General features: G+C 47.9%; 23 protein-coding genes, 1 pseudogene and 2 riboswitches. Of the genes and pseudogenes, 18 read left to right on the top strand and 6 right to left on the bottom strand.

Features of this window, described 5'->3' with window-relative positions; translation table 11 throughout:
- Positions 1 to 27 precede the first annotated feature (27 nt).
- Positions 28 to 837: an ABC transporter permease subunit gene (locus CKW00_RS02700; RefSeq protein WP_095821259.1), complete on the bottom strand. Its 810-nt coding sequence runs from the start codon at positions 835 to 837 to the stop codon at positions 28 to 30.
- Positions 834 to 1,721 (bottom strand): annotated as a pseudogene (locus CKW00_RS02705) (ABC transporter ATP-binding protein). Before CKW00_RS02705 ends, CKW00_RS02700 begins: the two are co-directional and overlap by 4 nt.
- Positions 1,722 to 1,892: 171 nt before the next feature.
- A riboswitch (TPP riboswitch) is annotated at positions 1,893 to 2,001 on the top strand.
- Positions 2,002 to 2,077: 76 nt separating this feature from the next.
- On the opposite strand from CKW00_RS02705, the gene thiW reads away from it, so the two are divergent.
- The 5 genes from thiW to thiE all read left to right on the top strand — a co-directional run bounded on the left by thiW (position 2,078) and on the right by thiE (position 5,527).
- Positions 2,078 to 2,563: an energy coupling factor transporter S component ThiW gene (thiW, locus tag CKW00_RS02710; protein ID WP_095821260.1), complete on the top strand. Its 486-nt coding sequence runs from the start codon at positions 2,078 to 2,080 to the stop codon at positions 2,561 to 2,563.
- A gap of 4 nt (positions 2,564 to 2,567) precedes the next feature.
- A riboswitch (TPP riboswitch) is annotated at positions 2,568 to 2,670 on the top strand.
- A gap of 34 nt (positions 2,671 to 2,704) precedes the next feature.
- Positions 2,705 to 3,391, top strand: a complete 687-nt coding sequence (gene tenA, locus CKW00_RS02715) for a thiaminase II (RefSeq protein WP_095821261.1) — start codon at positions 2,705 to 2,707, stop codon at positions 3,389 to 3,391.
- Positions 3,388 to 4,188, top strand: a complete 801-nt coding sequence (thiD, locus tag CKW00_RS02720) for a bifunctional hydroxymethylpyrimidine kinase/phosphomethylpyrimidine kinase (protein ID WP_095821262.1) — start codon at positions 3,388 to 3,390, stop codon at positions 4,186 to 4,188. Before tenA ends, thiD begins: the two co-directional genes overlap by 4 nt.
- On the top strand, positions 4,185 to 4,922 hold the full coding sequence (gene thiM / locus CKW00_RS02725) for a hydroxyethylthiazole kinase (protein WP_095821263.1): 738 nt from the start codon (positions 4,185 to 4,187) through the stop codon (positions 4,920 to 4,922). Before thiD ends, thiM begins: the two co-directional genes overlap by 4 nt.
- Positions 4,919 to 5,527, top strand: coding sequence for a thiamine phosphate synthase (thiE, locus tag CKW00_RS02730; RefSeq protein WP_095821264.1), 609 nt, complete (start codon positions 4,919 to 4,921; stop codon positions 5,525 to 5,527). Before thiM ends, thiE begins: the two co-directional genes overlap by 4 nt.
- A 373-nt stretch (positions 5,528 to 5,900) precedes the next feature.
- Here the strand turns inward: thiE and galE are convergent, their stop codons facing one another.
- Positions 5,901 to 6,917 carry a UDP-glucose 4-epimerase GalE gene (galE, locus tag CKW00_RS02735; RefSeq protein ID WP_095821265.1) on the bottom strand — a complete coding sequence of 339 codons (1,017 nt, stop codon included), beginning with the start codon at positions 6,915 to 6,917 and terminating at the stop codon, positions 5,901 to 5,903.
- A gap of 162 nt (positions 6,918 to 7,079) precedes the next feature.
- Positions 7,080 to 7,931 carry a putative glycoside hydrolase gene (locus CKW00_RS02740; RefSeq protein ID WP_095821266.1) on the bottom strand — a complete coding sequence of 284 codons (852 nt, stop codon included), beginning with the start codon at positions 7,929 to 7,931 and terminating at the stop codon, positions 7,080 to 7,082.
- Between the two features lie 114 nt (positions 7,932 to 8,045).
- Between CKW00_RS02740 and CKW00_RS02745 the strand changes: the two genes are divergently transcribed.
- The 8 genes from CKW00_RS02745 (at position 8,046) to CKW00_RS02780 (ending at position 17,731) form a co-directional block, all read left to right on the top strand.
- Positions 8,046 to 9,281 carry a hypothetical protein gene (locus tag CKW00_RS02745; RefSeq protein ID WP_095821267.1) on the top strand — a complete coding sequence of 412 codons (1,236 nt, stop codon included), beginning with the start codon at positions 8,046 to 8,048 and terminating at the stop codon, positions 9,279 to 9,281.
- A complete protein-coding gene (locus CKW00_RS02750; protein WP_095821268.1) occupies positions 9,271 to 10,200 on the top strand; it encodes a hypothetical protein in 930 nt (309 codons plus the stop codon). The genes CKW00_RS02745 and CKW00_RS02750 overlap by 11 nt, the downstream gene beginning before the upstream one ends.
- Entirely contained in the window at positions 10,197 to 12,029 is a 1,833-nt protein-coding gene (locus CKW00_RS02755; RefSeq protein ID WP_095821269.1) for a DUF2194 domain-containing protein, read from the top strand. The genes CKW00_RS02750 and CKW00_RS02755 overlap by 4 nt, the downstream gene beginning before the upstream one ends.
- Positions 12,026 to 13,447, top strand: coding sequence for a GT4 family glycosyltransferase PelF (gene pelF / locus CKW00_RS02760; RefSeq protein WP_095821270.1), 1,422 nt, complete (start codon positions 12,026 to 12,028; stop codon positions 13,445 to 13,447). The genes CKW00_RS02755 and pelF overlap by 4 nt, the downstream gene beginning before the upstream one ends.
- On the top strand, positions 13,428 to 14,900 hold the full coding sequence (gene pelG, locus CKW00_RS02765; RefSeq protein ID WP_095821271.1) for an exopolysaccharide Pel transporter PelG: 1,473 nt from the start codon (positions 13,428 to 13,430) through the stop codon (positions 14,898 to 14,900). The genes pelF and pelG overlap by 20 nt, the downstream gene beginning before the upstream one ends.
- A gap of 30 nt (positions 14,901 to 14,930) precedes the next feature.
- Positions 14,931 to 15,452: a GNAT family N-acetyltransferase gene (locus CKW00_RS02770; RefSeq protein ID WP_095821272.1), complete on the top strand. Its 522-nt coding sequence runs from the start codon at positions 14,931 to 14,933 to the stop codon at positions 15,450 to 15,452.
- Between the two features lie 176 nt (positions 15,453 to 15,628).
- Positions 15,629 to 16,075: an immunoglobulin-like domain-containing protein gene (locus CKW00_RS02775; RefSeq protein WP_095821273.1), complete on the top strand. Its 447-nt coding sequence runs from the start codon at positions 15,629 to 15,631 to the stop codon at positions 16,073 to 16,075.
- A gap of 144 nt (positions 16,076 to 16,219) precedes the next feature.
- The gene (locus CKW00_RS02780) at positions 16,220 to 17,731 is read left to right on the top strand and encodes a potassium/proton antiporter (RefSeq protein WP_095821274.1); all 1,512 of its coding nucleotides are present in this window, start codon (positions 16,220 to 16,222) and stop codon (positions 17,729 to 17,731) included.
- Positions 17,732 to 17,785: 54 nt separating this feature from the next.
- Here the strand turns inward: CKW00_RS02780 and CKW00_RS02785 are convergent, their stop codons facing one another.
- Positions 17,786 to 18,508, bottom strand: coding sequence for a 3-ketoacyl-ACP reductase (locus CKW00_RS02785; protein ID WP_095821275.1), 723 nt, complete (start codon positions 18,506 to 18,508; stop codon positions 17,786 to 17,788).
- A gap of 185 nt (positions 18,509 to 18,693) precedes the next feature.
- On the opposite strand from CKW00_RS02785, the gene CKW00_RS02790 reads away from it, so the two are divergent.
- The 5 genes from CKW00_RS02790 to CKW00_RS02810 all read left to right on the top strand — a co-directional run bounded on the left by CKW00_RS02790 (position 18,694) and on the right by CKW00_RS02810 (position 24,828).
- The gene (locus CKW00_RS02790; protein WP_095821276.1) at positions 18,694 to 19,056 is read left to right on the top strand and encodes a CidA/LrgA family protein; all 363 of its coding nucleotides are present in this window, start codon (positions 18,694 to 18,696) and stop codon (positions 19,054 to 19,056) included.
- On the top strand, positions 19,056 to 19,730 hold the full coding sequence (locus CKW00_RS02795) for an LrgB family protein (protein ID WP_095821277.1): 675 nt from the start codon (positions 19,056 to 19,058) through the stop codon (positions 19,728 to 19,730). The genes CKW00_RS02790 and CKW00_RS02795 overlap by 1 nt, the downstream gene beginning before the upstream one ends.
- A 49-nt stretch (positions 19,731 to 19,779) precedes the next feature.
- Positions 19,780 to 20,709, top strand: a complete 930-nt coding sequence (locus CKW00_RS02800; protein WP_095821278.1) for an aldo/keto reductase — start codon at positions 19,780 to 19,782, stop codon at positions 20,707 to 20,709.
- Positions 20,710 to 20,858: 149 nt separating this feature from the next.
- Complete coding sequence (locus CKW00_RS02805) at positions 20,859 to 21,932, top strand: nitric oxide synthase oxygenase (RefSeq protein WP_095821279.1); 1,074 nt, start codon at positions 20,859 to 20,861, stop codon at positions 21,930 to 21,932.
- 55 nt (positions 21,933 to 21,987) lie between these two features.
- The gene (locus tag CKW00_RS02810; RefSeq protein WP_095821280.1) at positions 21,988 to 24,828 is read left to right on the top strand and encodes a UPF0182 family membrane protein; all 2,841 of its coding nucleotides are present in this window, start codon (positions 21,988 to 21,990) and stop codon (positions 24,826 to 24,828) included.
- Positions 24,829 to 24,924: 96 nt separating this feature from the next.
- On the opposite strand, the gene CKW00_RS02815 is transcribed toward CKW00_RS02810, so the two are convergent.
- On the bottom strand, positions 24,925 to 25,491 hold the full coding sequence (locus tag CKW00_RS02815; protein ID WP_095821281.1) for an NADPH-dependent FMN reductase: 567 nt from the start codon (positions 25,489 to 25,491) through the stop codon (positions 24,925 to 24,927).
- Positions 25,492 to 25,500 lie beyond the last annotated feature (9 nt).

Consider the following 25,500-nt stretch of genomic DNA (forward strand, 5'->3'; position numbering starts at 1 on the left):
CGGGTATCGATTCTTCATGGTAGACGTTTACAACGGGAGGTTCCGATGCCTGAACAGAAGGATCGCCAGGGTATAAGCAAGGATTCCGATACCCGTAAGTATGAGAGAAGATGTCCATACTTCCGCATCTCCTCCGGCGATTTTTCCCGGTTCATAAAGGGAAAACGGAGTGATGTTCCGTAACCAGTCGACATCGGTCACAATCTTTCCGATCATATTCATTCCGTAAAAAAGGAAGGTCACCCCGCCTGCTGTCGCTAACGCCGACCTCTCATCGTTCAGCAGAGAAGACACGAGGAAAGAATACCCCCCTACTGCAAAAAATAACAAAAAACCGACGAAGTTGATCTGAAAAAAATCTTTCATAGCTATCGCATTCTGCTCATCTATCAGCAGTTCGCCGGCAGCCAGCCCGCCGCCGAAATTCAGGACATGTATAATGATAAGACCGCTCAGCAGAACCATCATCTGAGTAAAGGTGATCTGAAATCTGGAGATTCTGGTGGAAAGAAGATAAGCCATGGAGCCCCGGTCCACAAGTTTCGCAAGTAGCTGTACCGCACTCATTACGCTGAACACACCCAAAATAAGCAGGTAGAATAATCCGTAGTATTCCGCTGAAATAAACTGGCCATAGTTGCCGAAAGCTTCCAGTCCGAGAGCTCTTAATAGAGAATCAGGGAACAGTTCCATCATGCTTTCCATTTCATCGAGATTGTCCGCAAAGAGGGGGAACAGCGACGTCATAAGAACTACATAAATAGCGGAAACGAGACCGAAGCCGAGGAATAATTTAATATTCGATTTCATCATTTGTTTATAAAGCGGAAAATTCATGACCCGGCCTCCTCTGCATCATAGTAATCCATAAATATCTGCTCCAGACTCTGGGTGCCGGCGCTTATATTTTTGACGCTGTACTTCGATAATTCGTGGACAAAATCATCAAAATCCCCCTGGACTTCGACCCGTACGAATAACCCCTCCGTTTTTTTTATGGAAAGCCTGGAGTCCTTCATAGCTTCGACATCTTCGGGCCGGGTCAGTGTGACATCGAAGACTTTACGCTGCATGGATTGCAGTTCGTGTATGTCCTTGACCGTAACAATCTCTCCGTTCCGGATGATAGCTGCACGATCGCACGTTCGTTCGATCTCCGAAAAGCTGTGGGAGGAAATCAGAAAGGTTTTTCCCTTTTCCTTCTCTTCCAGCACGATCTCGACGAAAAGCTTTTGCATAAGGGGGTCCAGTCCGGAGGTGGGTTCATCCAGAATATATACATCGGGGTCGTGCATAAATGTCGCAACGATTCCCACCTTCTGCTTCATCCCTTTGGACATCTTCCGGATAGGAGTATCGGGATCAAACTGCAGACGCTGAATCAGGCTGTTCCGTCTGCTCTGGTCCGTGACGCCCTGCATCCCAGCCATCATATCGAGGAAGTCGCTCCCTTTCATTCCTTCGAGAAAAGCGATCTACCCCGGTAAATAACCGATTCTTCCCCGTGCTTTCGCCTGATCTTTCCACGTATCATAACCGTCAATTACAGCACTACCCTTTTGAGGTTTCATATACCCGAGGAGATGACGGATAGTCGTGGATTTGCCAGACCCGTTAGGTCCGAGAAACCCGAACACTTCCCCTTCCTGTACTTCAAAAGAGACGTTGAAAATCCCTTTGCCATTCGGAAACTGCCGGGTAAGATTGTCGATGCGAATCATTGCTTCCACCCCTTTCTGTAGCAAAAGACTGCTTTTTCTAAATTCTATTACTCTCTCCGGGATTGTCAATGCTTCCTTATGGAAATTATACCAGTATATTCAAAAAATCTGTGCAGGGGGTGCAAAAGATTCTGATTTTTGTTATACTGATGTCATCCAAGTGAATAAGTAATCAACTACTAGGGGTGTCCGTGGAACGGACTGAGAGGAAAGAATGACTTTCCGACTCTCTGGACCTGATCTGGATCATACCAGCGTGGGGAAGTAGTCAACATACCATTGACGAACCGGGTCCTGTAATTCAGGAGCCGGTTTTTTGCTTCTTCTTCTGCCTGGGATAAAGGGGGGGAGAAAATATGAATCGCACAAAACTTCTTACGACAATGGCTGTACTGACTGCACTCGGAACACTCGGGGCACAGATGCTGTGGTTTCCGGCCGGGATAGCAAAAGCTTATCCGGTCCAGCATGCCGTCAACGTCGTTGCTGCCGTTACGCTTGGACCGCTGCCGGCGGTGACGATAGCTTTCCTGATAGCTTTACTGCGGAATCTGTTGGGTCTCGGCACTCTGCTGGCGTTTCCCGGAGGCATGATCGGGGCTTTGGTGTCGGGATTGACCTATCACTATACGAAGCGTGTCGGGGGAGCGGTGACCGGTGAAATCATCGGCACAGGCCTGCTCGGCTCTCTTGCTTCCGTACCGATCGCCAATCTATTGATGGGTACAGGCGCTGGAGTCTTCGCTTTTGTACCGTCATTCGCTGTAAGTACCGTGACCGGGGCGCTGATAGGGTGGATGGTCGCCACCCGACTGAAGCAGACAGCCATCGCGACAATTTAATTATTTGAACTGCTGGGGGCGCGGATACCGCTGAGATAAGGCTTTGCCTTAGTCCCTTTGAACCTGATGCGGGTCATGCCGCCGAAGGGAAGCACTCTGTACATAGAGGCTTCCTGTATACTAAATGAGGAGGCTATTTTTATGTCATTTACGAAAGAATTAAGAAGAGAAAATGAAGATGTATTTCAGGCGATTTTCGATCACCCGTTTGTACGGGGGCTTGGGGAAGGTGAACTGCCGAAAGAAGCGGTGGCCCACTACGTAAAAGCGGACTATGAATACTTGAATACGTTCCTTACCCTGTATGGCACGGCCATTTCCCAATCCGACAGTCGGGAGGATATATCATTTTTTCATAATCAGATCGCCTTTGTGCTCGGGGATGAGATGCACCCCCACCGCAATTTAAGCGAGTATGCAGGCACTCCGTACGAAAACCTTCAGGGTTATCCGATGCCACCTACAGCGGATCATTATCGTGCTCACATGAAGAGTGTGGCCACAGAAGGTCTGCTCGGAAAAACAATTGCCGCTATGCTTCCCTGCCCGTGGACTTACGATGAAATCGGGAAAGAATTGAAACGGCGTTACTCGCCGGAACCGGACCATCCTTTCTATGAGTGGATCGAGTTCTATGCCGATGATTCTATTGCCGAAACGACCGGCTACATGATGAAACGTCTGGATGAGGAAGCGGAACAGGCCTCACCGGAAGACAGGCGGAAAATGAAGGAGGCTTTCCGGAAAAGCTGTCAGTTGGAACTCGCTTTCTGGGAAATGTCCTATTCACTGGAAGAGTGGCCTGAAGGAAAGGAGGCGGCTAGATGAGACCATATACAGCACTGACAATCGCAGGTTCCGATTCCGGAGGCGGAGCCGGAATCCAGGCGGATATCAAGACAATGGAAGAATGGCAGGTGTACGGGATGTCTGTACTGACTTCATTGACCGCCCAGAACACTATGGGAGTCCGGGAGGTCCATCACGTACCTGTTCCATTCCTTACTGCTCAGCTTAAAAGTATTGAAGAGGATCTGCCGGTGGATGCTATCAAAACCGGAATGATTTCATCGAAAGAAGCTGCACGTACAGTAGGGGAATGGATCGGGGCCCGGCGGAAACCATACGTCTGTGACCCCGTCATGGTAACTGCGAGCGGTCATCCTCTTATGGAGGAGGAGACGAGGGAGGCGCTTTCCGAATATCTTTTTCCTCATGCTGATGTCGTCACTCCGAATATTCCGGAAGCGGAAACGCTCCTTGGGATGTCTATTAAGACAGAAGCTGATATGGAAGAAGCGGCAGGACTGTTTGTAGAAAAACTCGGCAGTCGCGGTGCGCTCATTAAAGGCGGGCATCTGGAAGGAGAAGCCGTCGATGTACTGTATGACGGAGAAATTATGAGGACATACAGGGAAGCGCGGATTAAAACGGATAATACCCATGGCACAGGCTGCACGTATGCTTCGGCTATCGCGGCGAATCTGGCGAGGGGACGGACGCTTCCGGCAGCTGTAGAGAAATCTAAACATTTTATTACCGAAGCTATCCGTCATTCTTTCGACCTCGGTTCAGGAAGCGGTCCGACGAATCACTGGGCCGGAAGAATAGGAGAGATAAAATGATAACAGAGCGTGTAAGAGACAAGAGACCATTGATTCATCATATTACGAATGAAGTAGTGATGAATTTCTCTGCGAACGGCCTCCTGGCTTTCGGAGGAAGCCCGGTTATGGCGAAAGAAAGAGAAGAAGTCGCAGACATAGCAGGGGCGGCCGATGCTCTTGTATTGAATATCGGCACGCTCCGGAGCAGTGATGTGGAAACGATGATAGCAGCAGGAAAAGCAGCTAATGAGCAGGGCGTCCCTGTACTGCTGGACCCGGTGGGGGCAGGAGCGAGTACCTTCCGGAAAAATGCAGTCAGGAAAATAACAAAAGAGCTGGACGTAGCCGTCGTGAAAGGGAATGCCGGCGAAATCGCCGCTCTCGCGGACGTACCGTTGAAAGTGAAAGGTGTGGATTCGGAAGAAAGCGGGGACTCTGCAGCTATCGCCCTGAAAGCTTCGGAGAAACTGAACACCTGCGTAGTAGTGACAGGAGCAACAGATATAGTAGCGGAAGACGGTAATTATAAAACATCTTCCTACGGTTCTCCCCTGCTTAAGCAGGTTACAGGATCGGGGTGTCTTCTCGGGACGCTGATTGCCGCCTGTCTCACCGTTGAGGATGATAAGGAGAAAGCGGTACTTTTTGCAGTGGAATTTTATAATAAAGCTGCGGAGAGGGCGGAAGCGAACTCCCATGGTCCGGGATCATTCGCCGTTTCTCTTCTTGATGAATTGGGGAAAGATGTATGATTGATTATCTTCACACCTATTTCATTATGGGAAGCCAAAACTGTAAAAAAGACCCTGTGGAAACTCTGCGGCGAGCCATCAGGGGTGGGATCACCGCTTTTCAGTTCAGGGAAAAGGGAGAAGGATCATTGACGGGTGCCGAAAAAGTGAAGCTTGGCCACCGTCTGCGGGAAGAATGCCGTGAGCATGGAATCCCTTTTTTCGTAAATGATGATATTGAGCTGGTAAGTGAATGGAAAGCGGACGGTGTTCACATCGGGCAGGAAGATACGGAAATAGAAAAAGTGAGAGATCGTTTCCCGGATCTTATAATCGGGTTGTCCGTATCCACCCCGGAAGAGCTGGAGCAGAGCCGGTACGAGCTGGCAGATTATCTCGGAGTGGGGCCCGTGTTCAAAACTTCGTCGAAGGAGGATGCGAAAGACGTAATAGGAATAGAAGGGCTTCGGGCGATTCAAAACAGAGCCGGGTTGCCGGTAGTCGCCATAGGAGGTATACACGAAGGTAACGTACAGAAAGTGAGAGAGACCGGAGCCGGGATAAGCGTGATTTCCGCTATCGCAAGTAACGAAGACCCTGTCAGCGGTGTGCAGCGATTATTATAGCAAAACCACTCCGGTCACTGCTGCAGTGACCGGAGTGGTTTTGTGTTTTAAGATCGATATATAAATGCAGAAACAAAAAATCCTTCCACCTGGGCAGAAGGATAAGACAGTCTAAGAAGCTCGGACGAGTGATAAGTGCGTGCAGATGAGTCGTTCCGCAAAGAGGAATAACTCTCACCTTCACTGAACGATCCTCTATTATGTATCGACTGTATCTGTTTATTATACATAACAAAATTCGATACGTAAATGCATATAAGGTTTTTCTGTAAACATCGGGCAAAGGTAATAGGTCAAATTGCTATAGGCGTTTTCTGGAAACGTTTGCAGCAATCTGACCCGCGGTTCTGATGCTGTTCAATTTTTTTCGGGATTATTCCCCTGAAGCATATCCGTACGGGTTGTGGCTGCGCCATCTCCAGGTGTCCTCACACATATCAGTGATGGTTTTTTCCGCTTTCCACCCCAGCTTTTCCTCGGCTTTTGAAGGGTTTGCATAGCAGGAGGCTACGTCACCTTCGCGGCGGCCGGTCACTTCATAGGGTACAGAACGCCCGGAAGCTGATTCGAAAGCCCGGACGAGCTGAAGTACGCTGTAACCTTCCCCGGTGCCGAGATTATAGATCTCGTGACCCGACCCCTGCATCGCTTTACTCAATGCTTTCACATGGCCGAGAGCAAGGTCCGTTACGTGGATATAGTCCCGTACCCCCGTTCCGTCAACGGTCGGATAATCATCGCCGTAAACGGTGAGCTTTTCATATTGTCCCAGAGCTACTTTTGCAACATAAGGCATGAGATTATTCGGAGTTCCATTCGGTGACTCACCGATTTTTCCGCTCGGGTGGGCACCGATCGGGTTGAAATAGCGAAGAATGGAAATGCTCCATTCGGAATCAGCGTTCCAAAGATCTGCCAGAACCTCTTCAATCATCAGTTTCGTTCTTCCATAAGGATTGATGGCGGACACCGGGAAGTCCTCCGTTATCGGGTTGGATGCCGGTTTCCCGTAGACCGTAGCGGAAGAAGAAAATATGATGGTTTTCACATTGAATTCGGCCATGACTTCCAGCAGAACGAAAGTGGCCGTCAAATTATTTTTGTAGTACGTGAGAGGAAGGGAGACCGAATCATTCACCGATTTAAGGCCTGCCATGTGTATAACAGCTTCGATCGTGTGCTTCGAGAAAATCTCCTCGAGGGCACTCCGGTCCAGCAGGTTGTTTTCGTAGAATGTTATCGTTCCGCCGGTAATTTCCTCGACTCTCGTCAGGGACTCTTTCCGACTGTTCGACAGGTTGTCGATGACCGCAACGTCGTACCCTTCATTCAAAAGGTCCACGCATATATGACTTCCTATGAAACCTGCGCCTCCTGTAATAAGAATCATAGACTGCCCTCCTGTTTTCTATTCTTATCCATAAAATTACATGAATGAAGAAGTAAAAACAACCGAAATCTGATAATATAGAACTACATAAACTTAACTGAGTTCTTTTCGGAAAGTTCCAGTTTCCCGTAACTGAAGGGAGTCGGGAATGGTGGCATTATTCTACCATTCGTTATAATTTGTCGGTTCATGGTAATGTTTGAAGCGGTTTGCAGTAGACAGTCCTTTGCTTTCCCCGGGCTGCTGATGTGATACTGTCAGTACTTCAACCCCATCCGTTTCCCGGACTTTCCGCAATTTATAGATCTGGTCCTGTGCCCACTCATCGTATACGACATCGCTGAAGTGGAAACCTTCCCACATAATACCATCTACGTACGGAGAGGAGGCGGTGGCCAGCGTATCGAATCCCCAGTTCTGTATCAGAGAAAGATCCGGGTGCCTGTCTTTGAGAAGAGTCAGCCAGTCCGTCAATCCTTCCCGCTGTTCGTGAAGAACCTGAGGATCACCGCCATGCTCATTATCGATGTTTCCTACAGTATCGAGAAAAGCTCCATCCAGTCCTTTATCGATAATCTGCTTCTGGACCTCGTCTGCCATAACTTGCTGATAGTGAGGAGAAGTTATGTCGGTCAGGTAGGAGTCCCATTCTTCGTAGTAAACTCGTTTACTATTGCGAACGAAGAAATCTTCTTCTTTTAATTTCCGGAAGAGTGGTTTGTTCCACTGGTCGGCTTCCATGGTATTGATATACCCATACACGAGTGTGCCGTTCTTACGGATTTCCTCTATCTGTTCACTGGTGTAGTAGAAAGGTTCAATAACCATTGCATCATACTCGCTCATCTCGTCTATAATCGCAGGGGTCGGAGCATCATAATAGATTTTGTAACTTTCTACGTGAGAGAGTGGAGACTCTTTTGAAGCGCTGAGACGATCCGAGACCAGAAAAGCGGAGAAAGCGAACAGCAGGGAAGTCAGAAGATAGACGGGAACTCGATTTTTTCTTTTCAAAGAAAATTCCTCCTGTAAAATAGTATTTTTTTGTAATTACTATTATATACAATTGCGACAATTAAATACACTTATTTCGAAAGTATTCCGAACGAACCAAAAAGGGGTGATGAGATGATTTACAGGCAGTCAAGCTTAGTCAGAAAATCCATTGAACTGATTCTGGTCATTGCAGGGTTGGGGATGATTGATCAAATATTCGGGTTGGAAATGAGAGAATGGACATTGAACCCTTTTCTTATAACGGTGCTTTTATTTTCACTCAGATACGGTTTGACGATTGGTATAAGCAGTTTCCTTCTGGTGCTGGTTTACTATCTGGTGGATATGGTGATCGGGGGAGGGGACATATTCCTTGTGTTCTACAGCTTCGACCGATTTATTAATGTCGCGCTACTGCTCCTGGTTGCCGTCATCGGAGGGATGTACGGCACAAGTTTCCGGGAAAGATATGAGTCTCTCAGCGACCGTAACTCCGAACTTTACGAAGAGAATGAAAACGTGAAAGAGGTCATCCAGTCCGTGGAAGAGTCGATGAAAGCGATGCAAAACCGCGTTCTGGAAAGCGAATATACCCTGACCAGAATTTACCAGGTAGGAAAAGCGCTTGATCAGCCGACCCCTTATCTCATACGGAACGAAGCGATTGAGATCATTTCGGATTTATTCCAGTCCCGGGAAGTAGCCATCTATCATGTGGACGCATCATTCAGTGCGATGCGGCTCAGTGTGAAAAGAGGCGGACCCGAAGCGTTTCCGCAAACCGTTTTCGTTTCCGGAGAAGATTCGATGCTTCAGAGATTATTTTCGAATAAAACGGTGACGATCCGTTCTGTTGAAGACGATGAAGACGCTCCGGTGCTGGCAGGTCCGATTATTCAAAACGGCAAAGTACAGGAAGTGCTGATCATCAACGATCTCGATTTTGAACGGTTGACGAATTATGAAATACAGATTCTTTCCGTTCTGCTGGATTGGCTTTCGGACCGGATTGATAAATCCCGGGCGTCTATGCAGAAAGAAGAAGAGAAGAAAATGTATCCGGGGACATGTATTTATTTCAAGGAAGCTTTCGAAGAAAAAGTCATCGAGCAGCAGGACCGTAAAGAGAAGTTCGATGTCGATTATAGTGTGATAGAGGTGCCATACGTCAACGCCGGAGCGGTGTCGAAAGTTGAAATGGAAATCATTTTGCGTTCTTACCTCCGGGAAGTGGACATAGTCGGTTTTGAGGAAGGCAGCGGAGTGTTTTATTTCCTGCTTCCGGGAACCAGTCCGGAGAATGCCGGCATCGTAAGGGATCGTCTACAGAAAGTTATGGATGAGAAGGTTGTGCAGTATGTTCAATAACTTCACACAACCGGTATGGATACTCACATTTTATTTTATTCACGGTATTCTGGCTTTTCTGTTGCTGCTTTTTCTTCAGAAAAGAACGGAAGAAGAAGAACAGGGAGTAGTGCTGTGGATTTTTACTGTAAGCTTATTTCTCCCCGTAATCGGAGAAGTTCTTGGAGGAGTGGTCTGGTATATGGCCAGACGCTTCGGCAGCAATGACATTCTGGAATCATACGAGGAGTACGTTACTTATAAGCCGCCGATGCTGGAGCAGATCAGATATGAAGCAAGAGCAAGCTACGATATGCAGCCGTTCTCCGAGACACTTACAAATTTTGAAACAAAATCCAAACAGGATGTGATTATGAGGCTGATCAATTCGGACGTCTCCAGGAAAGGACATTACGTAAATCTCGGATTAACAAACCGGAATTCGGAAATGGTCCACTATGCGGCTACGACCCGGAACTTGCTGATAGATACACACGAAAAAGAAATTCAGCTCGCAAAATTGGAATACATTCCAGCTGATCCGACCAGGTTAAAGACGCTGTTATCAGCCTATGAACGATTTCTGAAAAGTGAGCTGCTGGAAGGACCGTCCCTTTCAAGGCTCGAGAAGGAGTACAAAGGTTTCATGGAGGAGGAACTTGCTTCCGGCAATGACCGCCCTTTACTCCTTGAAAGACTTGGAGAGTTTCATCTGTATCGGGGTGATCCTTCCACCGGAGTAGAAATACTCGAGAGTATGAATGAAAAGCATCCTCTTCAGGCCGAAGGGTACCTGGTCCTTCTCCGTTATTATTACGGAAGAAAAGACTGGAACCAGATATGCAGCGTGCTGAGTTCCTTGAAAGAAAACGTTCCGGAGACCAATATCCCGGAATCCAGACGTTTCATCGTTGAACATTTGTTGGGGGAAGAACTATGAAAAAAAATACAATTCAACTGAGTATAACTTTCGCTGTACTGCTGATCGGCATGGTGATTGTTCTACAGCTCATCAGGATGGAGACGTTCCAGCAGTGGTTTCCTCCCAACTCCTCTCCGGAGAATGAGTTCCCCGTAATGACTGCGGAAGAGCCGAAGAAGGGGGAGAAAGAGATTCGGGTATTTCTTCACCAGAATGAGAGTGATCTGTCCGAGGGAGCCATCGGAAATATGAAACAGGCCCTCGAGTATGCAAAAGTGCCATATGAACAGGTAGAGAGGGAGGAGATCAAAAATATTGCTCCTTCCCCTTATTCGATTATAGTTCTTGCCGGAGAACATTCCAAAGAGTGGCCGAGGGACGTTATCACCGAGTTTGTGGAAGAAGGCGGACGGGTGATGATCGCCGGCCGTTTTGTCGATTCGGAGTGGAACGACCTTCTTGGTATTAAGAAAGTGGAGGGGTACAAAGGCGATCTGCACGGTATTTCTTTCGAAGAGGAACTGTTTCCCGGTTACGTGGATCTTGATGCGTCCTCTAACCTTTTTTCCCACAGTATCGCCGATGTTGAACTGAAGGAAGAGGCAGCGGTACCTCTTACAGTCGAAGAAGAGCCGCTTATGTGGCTCCATGAAAAGGGTGAAGGGAAGGTAATGTTCTGGAATTCAACTATCACTGTGGATAAAACCACGAGGGGGATGCTGCTTCAATCACTCTCCATGCTTCCGCCTGCTTTCGTCAGTGCCCAGGCCTCCATTAAAGTTTTTCATATCGACGATTTCCCGTCCCCCATACCTTTTGAAACTCCGGAGAAAATAAATCAGGAATATGATAAATCAATACGTGATTTCTATACGGACGTATGGTGGAAGGATATGAAAGAAATCGGAGAGAACCTTGACTTCACGTACACGGGTTACGTAATAGGCACGTACAGGGATGATACGGAATTGAAAGGGGAAGACCTTAGGGAAATTCTCCGTTATCCTATGCTCTACTTCGGACGTGATCTATTGAGCGAAGGCGGAGAACTCGGTCTGCACGGGTATAATCACCAGTCCCTGGTCACCCCTTCCGAACCGATAGATGAAACGTTCGGATATGTACCGTGGAAGAATAACCGGCAGATGGTGGAGGCGATCAAGGAAGTGGAAGATGTTTTCAAATACTATTTTCCTGACGAAGAGATCAAATCCTACGTCCCTCCTTCCAACGTAATCAACACGACCGGAATTAAAGCGCTGGAACAGTCGCTTCCTGAATTAAAGACAATCAGTTCATTGTATATCGGGGGAGACAAAGGGAGTCTTGAACAGGAATTCGGGCCGAGCGACGTTAAGAACAACCTTTATTACTTTCCGCGAATGACGAGCGGGTATGCAGAAAGCCCGGAAGACCAGTTCCTACAGACAGACGTTATTGCTAACTTTGGCGTTTTCTCCCACTTCGTCCACCCGGATGACGTACTGGATTCCTACAGGGCGAAAGGCAGAAGCTGGAGCCAGATGCGTTCCAGGTTACAGGATATGGGAGAGCACATTGAAGAGAACTACTCTTACCTGGAAGCTATGACCCAGTCGAATGCTGCGAAAAAAATGAAAAGTTATCAGGAATCGGAACTGACGGTATCCTATGAAGAAGACCGGATCGTTATTACAGGAGATGAAATCCTGAAACCGAGTGAGTTTCTCATCAGGCTGGAGAATGGCAAGTTCCTCAATGAAGGAAAATATTCTTATGGCAGTGTGGACAAATTAAGTGAAGGATTATACCGGGTGACTGTTAAAGAGCCGGAAGCTGAGATCCTTATTAAGGAGCGTAGCAAATGAAAATAGGTATGATCGTGGAAGGGAGTTATCCCTACGTCAGCGGGGGAGTGGCGAACTGGGTGCAGATGATGATTCAGAGAATGCCGGAACATGAATTTGAAATTGTGGCTATTACACCGAAACTGATGACGGAAAAAGACTATCGATACACTTTGCCGGAGAACGTAACCGGCGTAACCAACCTTCCTTTGAACATGAACCAAAAGAAGAAAATGAAGAAGCGAAGGCTTTCTGCAGAAGAGGAGGAAGCACTGACTGAATGGATGATGTTCCGGAAGACCAGTGATACGGCGCTGAATATGCTGAGCGGAAGACTTGGGGACCCTGCCGAGTTCTTCTCGAGCCGGCTGTTCTGGCATATTGTTCAGAACAGCTATGAAGAAGAAAAGCAGTCGGCTTCTTTTATTGAATATCTTTTTATGTGGAAAGGAATGTTCTCGCCGGTTATTGAACTGCTGCAGTTCGATTTTCCGGAAGTGGATCTGGTCCAGTCCGTTTCCACCGGTTACGCCGGGCTGATAGGAGCCGCCATGAAACAACAGCAGGACATTCCTTTTATTTTGACAGAGCACGGTATCTACTCCCGGGAGCGTGAGGAAGAAATTCTGCAGGCGGCATGGATCGCCGATTATTATAAAGAGCGCTGGGTGAAATTCTTCCATCATTTGTCCCTGCAGGCGTATATGGAAGCGGATGATGTGATTACGCTGTTTGAAAGAAACAGTGAACTGCAGGAGACGCTTGGGGCACCTGCCGGGAAGTTACATGTCGTACCTAACGGAATAGACTATGAGCGGCTGGGTGCTATCCAAAAATCCGAAAAAGGAAAAGATACGTTGATTATTGGCGCTATCGTACGGGTAGTTCCGATCAAAGATATTAAGACGATGATCCAGGCCGCTAAGCTGCTGGCCGAGAAGTCCATTCCATTTGAAATGTACATAATGGGCCCGCTCGATGAAGAAGAAGATTATGCAGAGGAATGCAGGCGCCTTATCAATCAGCTGGAACTCGAGAATTCCGTCTTCCTGACAGGCAAAGTGAATATAAGTGATTATCTGCCGACGTTTGATGTGTGCTTACTTACCAGTATTTCCGAGGGCCAGCCGCTCGCAGTTCTGGAAGGAATGGCTGCCGGAGTCCCGTGGGTAGTTACAGACGTGGGGTCCTGTTCCGAGCTGATTCTCGGAGGTGAAGGTGATCCGTACGGACCTGCCGGGTTTGTCGTACCACCGGTGAAACCGCTGCAGGTAGCGGAAAAGTGTGAGTGGATGTATGCTCATCCGGAGGAGACAGCAAAGTTCGGCTGGAACGGTAAAAAACGTGTGGAGACGTATTATCAATTGAACCAGTTGATTGAACAGTACAGAGAATTGTATCAGAGGAGGGAGGAAGCTTATGGCAGGCATCGGGTTTAGATTACAGAAACTGTTCCAGGAGGATTACTTTTCTTCCCGTTTCAAAGCATATGTCTTCGCAGGATTGGTGACGGCAGGTCCATGGCTCATCGTTATCGTTACCATCACCCTGATCCAGTGGCTCACCACTCAATTCATCGATATAAGCCGGCAGGAAAATGAACTGTTCACGCTGTCGGTAGCGTACTGCTTCATTTTTTCCCAGGTGATTTTCGGTATTCAGCAGCTGGTCGTTACGCGGTATCTTGCAGACCTGATATTTGAAAACCGTTCGAAAGAAATATTTGCAACGTTCATAGGAATGACGAAGCTGACTCTGGCAATCGCATCGGTCTCCTGGTTGCTGTTCCTCTGGTTCTCCGAGCTTCCTTTTCACTTCAATGTTCTGATACTGGCATTGCTTGTTACTATTAACCTGATTTGGGTAATGTTTTTATTCCTGAGTGCGGCTAAGTTTTACCAGGCCGTGGCCTACAGTTTTCTGAGCGGTGCCGTCATTTCAATCGCCCTTATCGTCTGGATGGGGTTTAATGTGCAAATGTTCACATTCGCAGAGCACAGTCTCAGCTTCTTTCTGCTTCTCGGTTTTACGAGCGGGATGATTGTAACATTGTTTGGTCTCCTGCTTTCTATGCTTATGACTTTTGGGGAGAAAACGGTGGAAGGCCAGTTCAGTTACTTAAGTTATTTTGATAAGTACCCGTCTCTATTCTGGACCGGCTTTCTGTATAACGCAGGGGTATGGGTGTGTAACTGGGTAATATGGTTCGGGCCAGGGGGCTCCTCCCTTTTTGATACTTTCCTATACCATAGAATATACGATACGGCCGTTTTTCTTTCTTATCTGACAATCATCCCTGCTCTTATCATTTTCGTGGTTTCCGTGGAAACACGTTTTTATGAAAGGTACCGGATTTTTTACGGGAATGTCAACGAAGGCGGAACACTCGATGAAATCAGGAAAGCTAAAGAGAAAATGCAGCGTGTATTGAGACAGGAGCTGGAGCGTCTGTTCCGTAGTCAGGGGGTTTTTTCCCTTTTCGTCATCTTGTTCATCGGTTACCTGACAGCTTTTCTCAGTTTCGACGACGAAATCATTTCCATCTTCCGATTTACGGCAGTCGGAGCATTTTCAAACGCTATGGTGCTCATAGTTACTCTTATACTTCTTTACTTTGAGGACCGGCGGGGAGCCATGTATACATCAATCATGTTCTTCAGTCTGAACCTGATTCTGTCTCTCGTGTTTTTGCCTCTCGGATACGAGGGATACGGGCTCAGCTTCTCCATAGGCTCAACAGCCTCCTTCCTGTTCGCTATGGTAAGATTGGCCGTTTTCATCGATCAGGTGGATTACCATGCTTTCTGCCGTCCTCATGACCGGTCACACAAACAGGAGAGGCTGATGTTTTCGAAAGTGGGGAGATGGCTGAACGACAGAAGGTTCATATAACTGTTTCAGCTGCGAGGAAGGAGAAATTGTATGGAAATAAGAAGTGCATGTCCGGAAGACGCGCCCGGCGTTGCGAAAGTTCAGGTGGAAACCTGGAAGACGACGTACCGGGGGATTGTACCGGAGGGATATCTTAACCGGATGACCCCGGAGAACAGAAGAGAGAAATGGGAGAAGATTATCGAAAAAGGTATGGTTTACGTGGCGGTGAATGAGGAAGAGGAGATTGTGGGATTTGCAAGCGGAGGTCCGAGCCGATCTCCTCAACTTCATCCGCATGAAGCGGAGCTGTACGCCATTTATATAAGAGAAGAGGACCAGGGGAAGGGGATTGGCAGAAAACTACTTACCCCCGTCGTGAATGAGCTTATGGAAGGCGGACGGTCTTCGATGCTCGTATACGTTCTGGCTGAAAATGAATCCAGATATTTTTACGAAGCGCTTGGCGCAAAACTGCTTGATAAAATAAAGATCGGGATAGACGGAAAAACGCTGAATGAGCTGATCTATGGATGGGATGACATCTCCGGTCTCGCCACTCCGCCCGAATAAATACAGCTCGCGGCAAATTGAGGGGAGCGGGTGCACGATAAGATTGGTTGATAATTGGAAAATATTCCTCTATCCTTTGAATTGTCAGAATTGTTATAATTATGGCAGGGATGTAATGTGCTGGAAAATGAAGCTCAGGTACCGGTGAAGTTTTACTGATTCAGGGGGGAGCGGCGTTGAATAGAGCGGTGATTGTGATATGTATGGTTTTGCTTGCAGGCTGTCAATCAGGTTATCCGACGAGTGAGTATGGTCAACTCCCGCATACGGAAAACGAAGTTACCTTTAAAGCGGAATCGGAAGTCGATAATGGGGAAAACGGAGTGCACTTTTACATCATCAATGCAAGTGAGGCCCCCGTTTTTTATGATATGGGGTATAAAATAGAAAAAGAAACGGACGGAACGTGGAAAGAACTGCCGTTCGATGAAGAAATTCCATTTCGGGAACGGGCCAAAGAAGTGAAGCCGGGAGAGAGTTTCGAATCTGCTGTTGTGCTTGATGAAATAGAATCCGATTTTGAACCGGGAGTATATCGGGTGATAGTAACGATGACCGAATCGCGTGAAACGGAAGAAGTTTTCAGACTCGCTTCCGAATTCAGGGTTCTTCCGGTCACCTGAAAATAAAACCGGATGATAATCGCGCTTCTCTGCCAGCAGTTGAGGTGGGGGAGTCTTTAATGAAATTTTGATTTTAATATAAAATTCCTATAATCTTAAAGTAGGGATTTATATTAACTTTCAAAAGGAGAATCCAATCTATCTATGTTCCTTAACTCGTTTGGCACAAACGGTTTCTTACTATTAGCGGCGTTTCTATTATTCAGCGGCATCATTGTTGCCAAGTTCTCCAGTCGCTGGGGCATCCCTTCCCTGATTCTGTTTATAATGGTCGGGATGGTGACGGGCAGTGACGGGCTGGGGCTGGTTTACTTCCATGATGCAGGTACTGCGCAGATCATCGGTGTCTTCGCTCTCGTCATCATTTTGTTTGAGGGTGGCCTGCACACAAAATGGGCGACCGTTAAGTCTGTAGCGCTTCCTTCTCTCTCCCTCGCAACTCTCGGTGTGCTGATCACCTCTTTACTCATCGGGTTCAGTGCTTATTTCCTTTTCAACTTTTCGCTTCTTGAAGGTATGCTGCTCGGAGCGATCGTCGGTTCAACCGATGCGGCCGCTGTCTTTGCCGCTTTAAAAGAAAGGAACATCAAGGCTAAAATGGGAGCGACGCTTGAAGCTGAATCAGGGACGAACGATCCGATGGCAGTGTTTCTCACTCTGTCCCTTATTGAGCTTATCGCCGCTAACGATGGCAGTATATGGGCTATGATCCCGACCTTTTTTGTGCAGATGGGACTCGGTCTTCTCTTTGGCCTGGCGGTCGGAAAAATCGGTTCTCTGTCAATCAACAATATAAGGCTCGATTCAAGTGCTCTTTATCCGATTCTTTCCGTGGCATTTGCTCTGATTACATACAGTATCACTGCGTTCGCAGGGGGCAGCGGATTTCTTGCAGTATATGTGGCAGCTCTCGTTATCGGAAACAGTGAGCTGACTTACCGGTATTCGATTTTTCAATTCAATGAAGGGTTTGCATGGATGGCGCAGATTCTGATGTTTATTATTCTCGGACTGCTCGTCTATCCCGGACAGTTGTTTACCGCAGAGATTATGGGGAACGGGTTCCTTCTCGCCTTTATCCTCATTATCGTTGCGCGGCCCATTGCCGTATTTCTTTCCCTCATTAAAATGAACTATACTGTGAAAGAGAAAATCTTCATTTCCTGGGCCGGCCTCCGCGGAGCCGTGCCGATCGTACTGGCCACATTCCCGATTGTTGAGGGGCTGGAGGCAAGTCGCGATATCTTCAACATCGTCTTCTTTATCGTCCTCTCCTCCGCACTTGTCCAGGGGTCGACGATTTCGAATTTCGCAAACAAGCTCGAACTGGTGGGAAAGAAGAAGGATGTACCGCACCACTCCATCGAATTGATTTCAATGGGGAAAGCCCAGGCGGAAATGATACAGTTCCAGACGAACAGGGAATCGGCTGTCGTCGGGAAGAAACTGCATGAAATCTCTTTTCCCAACCAGGCCAATATAAGCGCGATCATCCGGGAGAACCGGGTCATCACGCCGTACGGGGAAACAGAAATCAAGGAAGGGGATTTCCTCTACATCCTCGTTGAAGCCGCTTATAAAGAACGCCTGAAAAAGGTGCTCGAAGAACGAGTGCCCCGTCCGGAAACAGGCGTGGACAGGGATACAGATGGCTGACCTATATATAAAGCCTTTCCCCGTTAAGGAGGGAAAGGCTTTTTTGTAAAAATATCAGAAAGGATTGGTTGCCCACTGGAGAGACTGTTTAATGAAGATACGCGGGTGAAGCTTCAGCTGCGCCACCATGTACTCAGCCAGATCCTCCGGCTGCATAAATTTCTGTTCATCATTTTTATCAGGATTATCACCGAATGCGAGTTCAGTTGCTACCAGACTCGGGTTCATGGTAAAGACGCGGATATTATGCGGACGCACTTCCTGCATCAGTGCTTCGGTCATTCCCTGAACAGCAAATTTGGAAGCACTGTACGAAGTGGAACCCGCAGTACCTTTCAGACCGTTACTCGAGGAGATGTTGATCATATCTCCACCGTTTTTCTCGATCATGTCCGGAAGTACAGCACGGGTGATGTGATACATACCGAACAGGTTGATTTCCACTGTCCGCTTCCAGTCGTCAGGGTCCGTGTCCAGGAAGTTCCCGTGCAGGCCGACCCCTGCGTTATTGATAAGAATGTCGGCTTTGCCCAGTTTCTCTCTCAGACCGGAAACTGCCTTCTCCGTCTCTTCAAGATCAGAGATGTCCACGGCGGCGTACTCCGCTTTTACGACGTGTTTCTCTACCTCTTCTTTCACCTGCTGAAGTTTCGTCTCGGTACGGGCAATGAGCCCGACATGAACGCCTTCCCGGGCGAATTCGATAGCTGTCGCTTTACCGATACCGCTGCCGGCCCCGGTAATGTATGCAACTTTGCCCTTAATGTCTTGTCCCATACGTAATTCCTCCTTCATTTAAGTACATACTTCCAACTTAAAGAGTAACATGAATAATGGAACTGCTCATCCGTCCTGTTTTTTCAAAGGAGCCTTCATAACGATGGAAGTACGGGAAAAATCCACCAATAATATGATAATATAGGGAGAAACGATCGTACCGGAACGAAGAAAGGGGAGTGTGTATGCGACTCGGAGGAAAGATTATTCTGCAGGTGGCAGGACTATTCGTTTTATACTACATAGGAAGCAAACTCCAGGAGTGGAGCGGGCTCCCGGTGCCCGGAAGTATAATCGGTCTTCTGCTTCTTCTGACTCTGCTCCTGACCGGTGTGCTCCCGGCCGGTTGGGTCGATCACGGTGCAGGTTTTATGCTGGCGTACCTGCCATTGTTCTTTGTGCCGGTTACGGTGGGAATCATCGAGTACCCCGTGCTGCTTAGCGGTACGGGTATCGTTATGATTATAATGACGATTACGGGGACGTGGCTGACGATGTTCATCGCCGGCTTTACGAGTGAAAAACTGTCGAAAAAAGGAGGAGCGTAATGGCTTTTATAATGCTTCTGCTTACGATTCTCACCTTTTTATTAATGGGCAAAATTTATTCTGAATACCGCACACCCCTGCTCACTCCGGTGCTTACTACTGTAGCTGTGATGGTTGCCGTACTTCTTATAACCGGGGTTTCGTACGAGACATATATGGAGGGGGCAGTGTGGATTGACCGCATGCTGGGGCCTGCCGTCGTGGCGCTGGCTTACCCGATGTACCGGCAGCGGGCTGTCCTGAAGAAACACTTCCTCCCGATTGTCGTTAGTGTCATCGTCGGCGTCATTACGGCTTTCGGTTCGGGATATGCGATGGCGACGGCTCTCGGGCTGGAGCGTGAACTGCTCCTTACCATTCTTCCGAAGTCTCTGACTACACCGATTGCGGTGCCGGTAGCTTCCGAAATAGGCGGCATTCCTTCGATGGCAGTAGCTTTCACGATGATTGCAGGATTTACCGCCATATTGACCTCCCCTTTGTTTTTTAAATATATTCCTTTCGGTAACTCAGGAAAGGGGATAGCACTGGGCACGGCTGCTCACGGGCTCGGTACTTCAAAAGCTGTGGAGTACGGGGAAGAGACTGTATCAATGAGTTCTGTGGCAATGAGTCTGGCTGCCATCATCGGTTCTTTTTTCGGGCCATTTTTTGTTTGGCTTCTGGCTATATGACGGTTAAGACTGAAAGAAATGTGGAAATAGTGGGGCAGGAGGGATGATTATGGTAAGCAAGGTAACTCTCGGCAAAACAGATTTATCCATCAACCCGATCGGACTTGGCACAAATGCGGTCGGAGGACACAACATATACCCGAATCTTGATGAGCAGCAGGGCGTGGACATGGTGAAAGCGGCTATCGATAGAGGCGTGGATTTTCTTGATACGGCCTATGCCTACGGTAACGGACGTTCCGAGGAACTCGTTGGTCAGGCGATTGCGGAATCCGGCAAACGTCAGGAAGTCGTTCTTGCTACGAAAGGTGCTCACACAGATGACGGCAGTAAAAGCAACCGTCCGGAATTTTTGAAACAGGCGGTTGATAACAGCCTTAAGCGTCTGGGTCTCGATTATATCGACCTTTACTATATTCATTTTCCGGATGAAGATACACCGAAGTATGAAGCAGTCGGTGCGCTTCAGGAATTGAAAGAAGCCGGAAAGATACGGGCTGTAGGTGTTTCCAACTTTTCGATGGATCAATTGAAAGAAGCGAATCAGGACGGATACGTCGATGTTATACAGGAACACTATAATCTTTTTGAGCGGGAAGCAGAGGAGACATATTTCCCTTACGTGAAAGAACAGGGGATCGGTTTCGTACCGTTCTTCCCATTCGCCTCCGGACTACTGGCCGGCAAGTATGAAGAGGACACGACTTTCCCCGGAGGGGATCTCCGCCATCAGAAACCCGAGTTTCAGGGGGAGAAGTTTAAAGAAAACGTCCGGAAAATCAACGAACTGAAACCGATCGCGGATTCATACGGTCTTGATACCGCTCAGCTCGTGCTCGCTTATTACATTCATCAGGAAGCAATCGATGCTGTAATTCCGGGTGCGAAGAGAAAAGATCAGGTGCTTCATAACAACAAAGCAGCAGATGTTACACTGGATCAGGCGACAATCACCCGCATCAGTCAGCTTTTCTCTTAAAACAAAATCTCAAGAAATAAGGCGAGACCTGGATTCCGGAAGCCCTCCGGGGTCCGGTTTTTTATATAACAATACAGGCTTCACAGCTTCGTCACCGCTCTAGGCACCTCTCCTGTGATAAAATCAACAGGAAAGAGAGGGCGGTCATCATGATAAAACAGGCTGAACAATTTTTGGAGCAGTGCTATAAAGAGTTAGGAAAAACGGAAACGGAATTACGGGAACGGACCGGAGCAGTGACAAAAGAAATAGAAGATACCGGCTCTTACACTCATACATATGAAGAATTGGAGTACGGGGCGAAGATGGCCTGGCGCAACAGCAATCGATGTATCGGACGGCTGTTCTGGAACCGTCTCGAAGTGAAGGATCAAAGACACCTTGATACCGAAGAAGAAGTGGCGGGTGCGCTCCGGGAGCATATTCACGAAGCCACCAACGGAGGTAGGATTCAGTCCACAATCAGTATTTTTAAACCGAAAACCGTAGCAGGCGGCGAAGTGAAAATCTGGAACCACCAGCTGCTTCGCTATGCCGGATACGAAACGGACGGCGGCATCATCGGGGATCCGGATTCGGTGGCACTTACGAAAAAGGCACTGGACATGGGGTGGAAAGGAGCAGGGACTTCTTTCGATATTTTACCCCACATCCTGCACATCGATGACCGCGAGCCTGTGTGGTATGATGTACCTGAAGACATTATTTTAGAGATACCGCTCAGGCATCCGGAATACGAGTGGTTTCGGGAACTGGGCCTGCATTGGTATGCTGTGCCGATAATCTCTGATATGCGGCTTGAGATAGGAGGGGTCGATTACACATGTGCCCCGTTTAACGGCTGGTATATGGAAACGGAGATCGGAGCAAGAAACTTTGCGGATGAATTCCGTTACAATCTTCTTCCTGTCGTAGCTGAAAAGATGGGCCTTGATACAAATCGGAATTCTTCTTTGTGGAAGGACCGGGCGCTTCTGGAGTTGAATCAGGCTGTACTGTACTCTTTCCAGCAGGACGGGGTCTCTCTCGTTGATCATCATACGGCGGCCCAGCAGTTTCAGGTCTTCCAGAGGAATGAACATAAACAGGAGCGGCAGGTTACAGGGGACTGGACATGGCTGAATCCCCCGGTGTCGCCTGCGACAACCCCCATTTTTCATCAGAGTTTTGAAGACAGAATGGATTCACCGAACTATTTTTATCAGAAGTGCCCTTTTTCGTGAAACTTTTTGTACGTAAAGGGCGTAGATATACAGTAGAAGAAAGGAGGAGTTATTATTGGATATTAAACCGAAAAAGACGAAGAATCTGACGGCTGCACAAAAACAGAAACTGAACAAAGCCGGTGGATGGCTCGGGAAGATCTTCACAGTCCTGTTCATCCTTGCGTTTATTGTACTTATATCTTTTAACTGGATCACCGATTACATATGGATGGGGAGCGTGGGGTACCAGGATTCCTACATGACAATTCTGACGAGTAAGCTGATGCTTGGAGTCGTCGGTTTCATTTTATTTGCTATATTTACCTACATGACGTTGAGCTGGATACGTAACGTCTATGTCGGACATTTCACCGCGGGCCAGCTTCCGCCTTTCATCAACAATAAAAAGCAGAGCCGCCTTCTGACGCTTGTAATTGCGATTATCGTCGGTCTGCTCGGAAGTGTGCTTGTACAGGGTGTAGGCTGGGAACCGTGGCTGAAGTTTCTCAACTACGAATCATTCGGAGTGAAAGATCCCCATTTTGACCGGGATGTATCTTTCTATATGTTCGTATTACCATTCATCGAATTTGTTCTTTCTATCGTTTTGGGACTTGCAATCTTTTTCTTCCTCGTGGAGATTGGGTTCTATTCCGTCTACAACATGTACCGGATGAACAGGAAAGCGCAGATGCATATGGGAATCACGCTGGCGATCATCGGTATTCTTCTTGCCTTCCAGCACGTGCTTGAACCTTTCCGTTCCCTTCTCACCAACCAGGTGAACGTAGTTCAGGAGAGTGTGGTGCACGGACTGAGTTACACGGATGATGTCGTCAACAATCCTGCGTCCTACGTGATGGCGGGAGTCGCGCTCCTCGGAACGATTTGGGTCATCGTAGCTCTGTTCCGGGGAAGATGGAAATCGATGGTAGCGCCGATCATCCTTTATATAGCCGTAGGAGTTCTCGCTCAGGGAGCTTCCATGATCGTACAGAACTTCGTCGTTTCACCAAACGAGTTTTCGAAAGAAAGTCCTTATCTGGAAGAGAGTCTGTCGATGACGAGAACGGCTTATGATCTTGACAATATGACTGAAGATCAGCACCCTGGAGCCGATTCTCTGGATCAGTCCATGGTGGAGAGAAATCAGGACACGATAAATAACGTACGGATCAATGATGCCCGGCCGATATTGAGTGTATATAATCAGCTTCAGACGTTCCGTACTTATTACGAGTTCAATGATATTGATATAGACAGGTACAACGTGGACGGGGAGTATGAACAGGTGTTCCTCGGAGCCCGGGAGCTGAATACGGAAGATCTGCCTTCCCAGGCGAAGACGTGGGTCAACCAGAACTTACGTTACACCCACGGTTACGGTATTTCCATGAGTAACGTCAATGAAATCACGCCGCAGGGACAACCGGAATATATGGTGGAAAACCTCCCGCCTGAAGGAAAACCGGAAGTGGAACGTCCTCAGGTGTATTTCGGGGAAGAGGACTATGATTCCGTCATCGTCAACAGTGGCGTCGAGGAATTCGACTACCCTGCAGGGGATGAGAATATGTCCAATACGTTTGAAGCGGACAGCGGAGTGCCGCTCTCCGGCATCAACCGGGCTCTGTTTGCGATTAATGAAGGGTCCTTCCGGATGTTCGTCTCCGATCAGGTGACAGGAGACTCCAAAATACTCCAGACCCGTAACATTATGGACAGGGTGGAACGTATTGCTCCGTTCCTCACTTATGACGAAGACCCTTACATTTTCATACGTGAAGATGGAACGATGGACTGGATGATCGACGCCTATGTCACAGAAGAGAACTATCCTTATTCGGAACCGTACTCCGAAGATAATAGTTATATAAGAAATTCCGTCAAGGTGACGGTGGATGCCTATACCGGGGAAGTGGACTTTTATGCGGTAAATCCCGAGGAGCCTCTCCTTCGCACATACCAGCAGATCTTCCCGGATCTGTTCACTGAAAAGGTACCTGAAGATGTGAAAAGCCATTTCCGTTATCCGATCGATCTCTTCAAAATCCAGGCACAAATGTATCAGACGTACCATATGACGAATCTGGAAGTATTTTATAACCGTGAGGATTACTGGGAAATACCTACGGAGAAATACTTCAACGAAGATATAACGATGGAACCTTATTACGTTACGATGCGTCTGCCTGAGGCGGAAGAAGAGGAATTTGTTCTAATGACTCCGTTTACGCCGAGGAACCGTCAGAATATGATCGCCTGGATGGGCGTTCGTAATGATGGTGAGCACTACGGGGAGAAAGTCGTGTATGAGTTTCCGAAGCAGGAAAATGTATACGGTCCGCAACAGATCGAGAACCGGATTAATCAGGACAGTAACATTTCCCAGCAACTGAATCTGTGGTCCCAGGGCGGCTCGGAGGTAATCAGGGGGAACCTGCTGGTTCTGCCGATTGAAGATACAGTACTTTATGCAGAACCTGTATATATCGAATCCTCCAACGAGACGTCCCTGCCTGAAGTGAAGCAGGTCATTGTCGCTTACCAGGATCAGATCGTTATGGAACCTACCTTCGATAAGGCTCTGGAAGTCCTCCTCTCCCGCATCGATCCGGAAGTCGAAGCGCCGGAAGAGGGTGGAGAAGACAGTCAGGGAGAAGGTCAGTCCTCCGGGTTGGAAACGAACGAAACGCTGCAAGAAATCTCGGACCTTTTCGGTCAGTACCAGCAGCAGATGTCCGACGGGAATTACGAAGAAGCAGGGCGTATCATGGAAGAAATACAGTCCAAGCTTCAAAGCTCCCAGAACTCCGGTGGAGCCGGGCAGCAGAACCCCGAGAATCAGAATAACGGGGGGAATGACGGCTCTTCCGAGGGAGAGAACAGCTCGGACAGTTCAGGTGAAGAATAGTTTAGAGGAGGAGCCGTTTCTTCTGAATAATGATTGAACTTTCCTCTGAATCAGGATAAAAAACGACCAGGCTAAGCGTCTGGTCGTTTTTCCTATTCAAAAATCGTATTTTGCATCTTCCGCTTCCCTGATTTGGCGGTATGTTTCTGTCAGCACCATGGTATCTTCGACAAGCCGGTCGAGCCGGAAGAAAACATCATCATTGATAATTTTCTTATTGAGAAAATCTTCGTCGTTCAGGAATACGTATGTCTGAACAATCTGCGCTTTCATATAGCCAAGAATCGGCTTCAGCTGCTGTTCCGGAATCAGAAAATGTTTGTCCGATCCTGCGGTAGCATATATGCTGACGATTTTTCCTTCCAGTCCGTCCTGAGGAAGAAGGTCGAAAATGTTTTTAAGTGTGGCCGGAATCGACGCCTGAAAGATAGGAGTGCCGATGAGGACAGCGTCCGCTTCCATAATCGTTTGCGCGACGTATCCTGTGTCTCCTTTATAGTCCAGATAGTTTCTTCCGTCACTGAACTCGACATCGTAATCACCGAGATCAATCAGGGTGAACGTATGCTCCGGATACTGACGTTCCACTGATTCTTTCACATAATTCATCGCTGTTCTCGTTTTGGAGCCGACCCTGGAGCCGGCGAGACCTGCAATTCGCATCCGAGTCCC

The organism is Salimicrobium humidisoli (assembly GCF_002295105.1).
Classification (GTDB): Bacteria; Bacillota; Bacilli; order Bacillales; family Halobacillaceae; genus Salimicrobium; species Salimicrobium humidisoli.

Coding starts and splice junctions, on each gene's coding strand:
- CKW00_RS02700 (WP_095821259.1), bottom strand. CDS start 837: ATGAATTTTCCGCTTTATAAACAAATGATGAAATCGAATATTAAATTA.
- thiW (WP_095821260.1), top strand. CDS start 2,078: ATGAATCGCACAAAACTTCTTACGACAATGGCTGTACTGACTGCACTC.
- tenA (WP_095821261.1), top strand. CDS start 2,705: ATGTCATTTACGAAAGAATTAAGAAGAGAAAATGAAGATGTATTTCAG.
- thiD (WP_095821262.1), top strand. CDS start 3,388: ATGAGACCATATACAGCACTGACAATCGCAGGTTCCGATTCCGGAGGC.
- thiM (WP_095821263.1), top strand. CDS start 4,185: ATGATAACAGAGCGTGTAAGAGACAAGAGACCATTGATTCATCATATT.
- thiE (WP_095821264.1), top strand. CDS start 4,919: ATGATTGATTATCTTCACACCTATTTCATTATGGGAAGCCAAAACTGT.
- galE (WP_095821265.1), bottom strand. CDS start 6,917: ATGATTCTTATTACAGGAGGCGCAGGTTTCATAGGAAGTCATATATGC.
- CKW00_RS02745 (WP_095821267.1), top strand. CDS start 8,046: ATGATTTACAGGCAGTCAAGCTTAGTCAGAAAATCCATTGAACTGATT.
- CKW00_RS02750 (WP_095821268.1), top strand. CDS start 9,271: ATGTTCAATAACTTCACACAACCGGTATGGATACTCACATTTTATTTT.
- CKW00_RS02755 (WP_095821269.1), top strand. CDS start 10,197: ATGAAAAAAAATACAATTCAACTGAGTATAACTTTCGCTGTACTGCTG.
- pelF (WP_095821270.1), top strand. CDS start 12,026: ATGAAAATAGGTATGATCGTGGAAGGGAGTTATCCCTACGTCAGCGGG.
- pelG (WP_095821271.1), top strand. CDS start 13,428: ATGGCAGGCATCGGGTTTAGATTACAGAAACTGTTCCAGGAGGATTAC.
- CKW00_RS02770 (WP_095821272.1), top strand. CDS start 14,931: ATGGAAATAAGAAGTGCATGTCCGGAAGACGCGCCCGGCGTTGCGAAA.
- CKW00_RS02780 (WP_095821274.1), top strand. CDS start 16,220: ATGTTCCTTAACTCGTTTGGCACAAACGGTTTCTTACTATTAGCGGCG.
- CKW00_RS02785 (WP_095821275.1), bottom strand. CDS start 18,508: ATGGGACAAGACATTAAGGGCAAAGTTGCATACATTACCGGGGCCGGC.
- CKW00_RS02790 (WP_095821276.1), top strand. CDS start 18,694: ATGCGACTCGGAGGAAAGATTATTCTGCAGGTGGCAGGACTATTCGTT.
- CKW00_RS02795 (WP_095821277.1), top strand. CDS start 19,056: ATGGCTTTTATAATGCTTCTGCTTACGATTCTCACCTTTTTATTAATG.
- CKW00_RS02800 (WP_095821278.1), top strand. CDS start 19,780: ATGGTAAGCAAGGTAACTCTCGGCAAAACAGATTTATCCATCAACCCG.
- CKW00_RS02805 (WP_095821279.1), top strand. CDS start 20,859: ATGATAAAACAGGCTGAACAATTTTTGGAGCAGTGCTATAAAGAGTTA.
- CKW00_RS02815 (WP_095821281.1), bottom strand. CDS start 25,491: ATGCGAATTGCAGGTCTCGCCGGCTCCAGGGTCGGCTCCAAAACGAGA.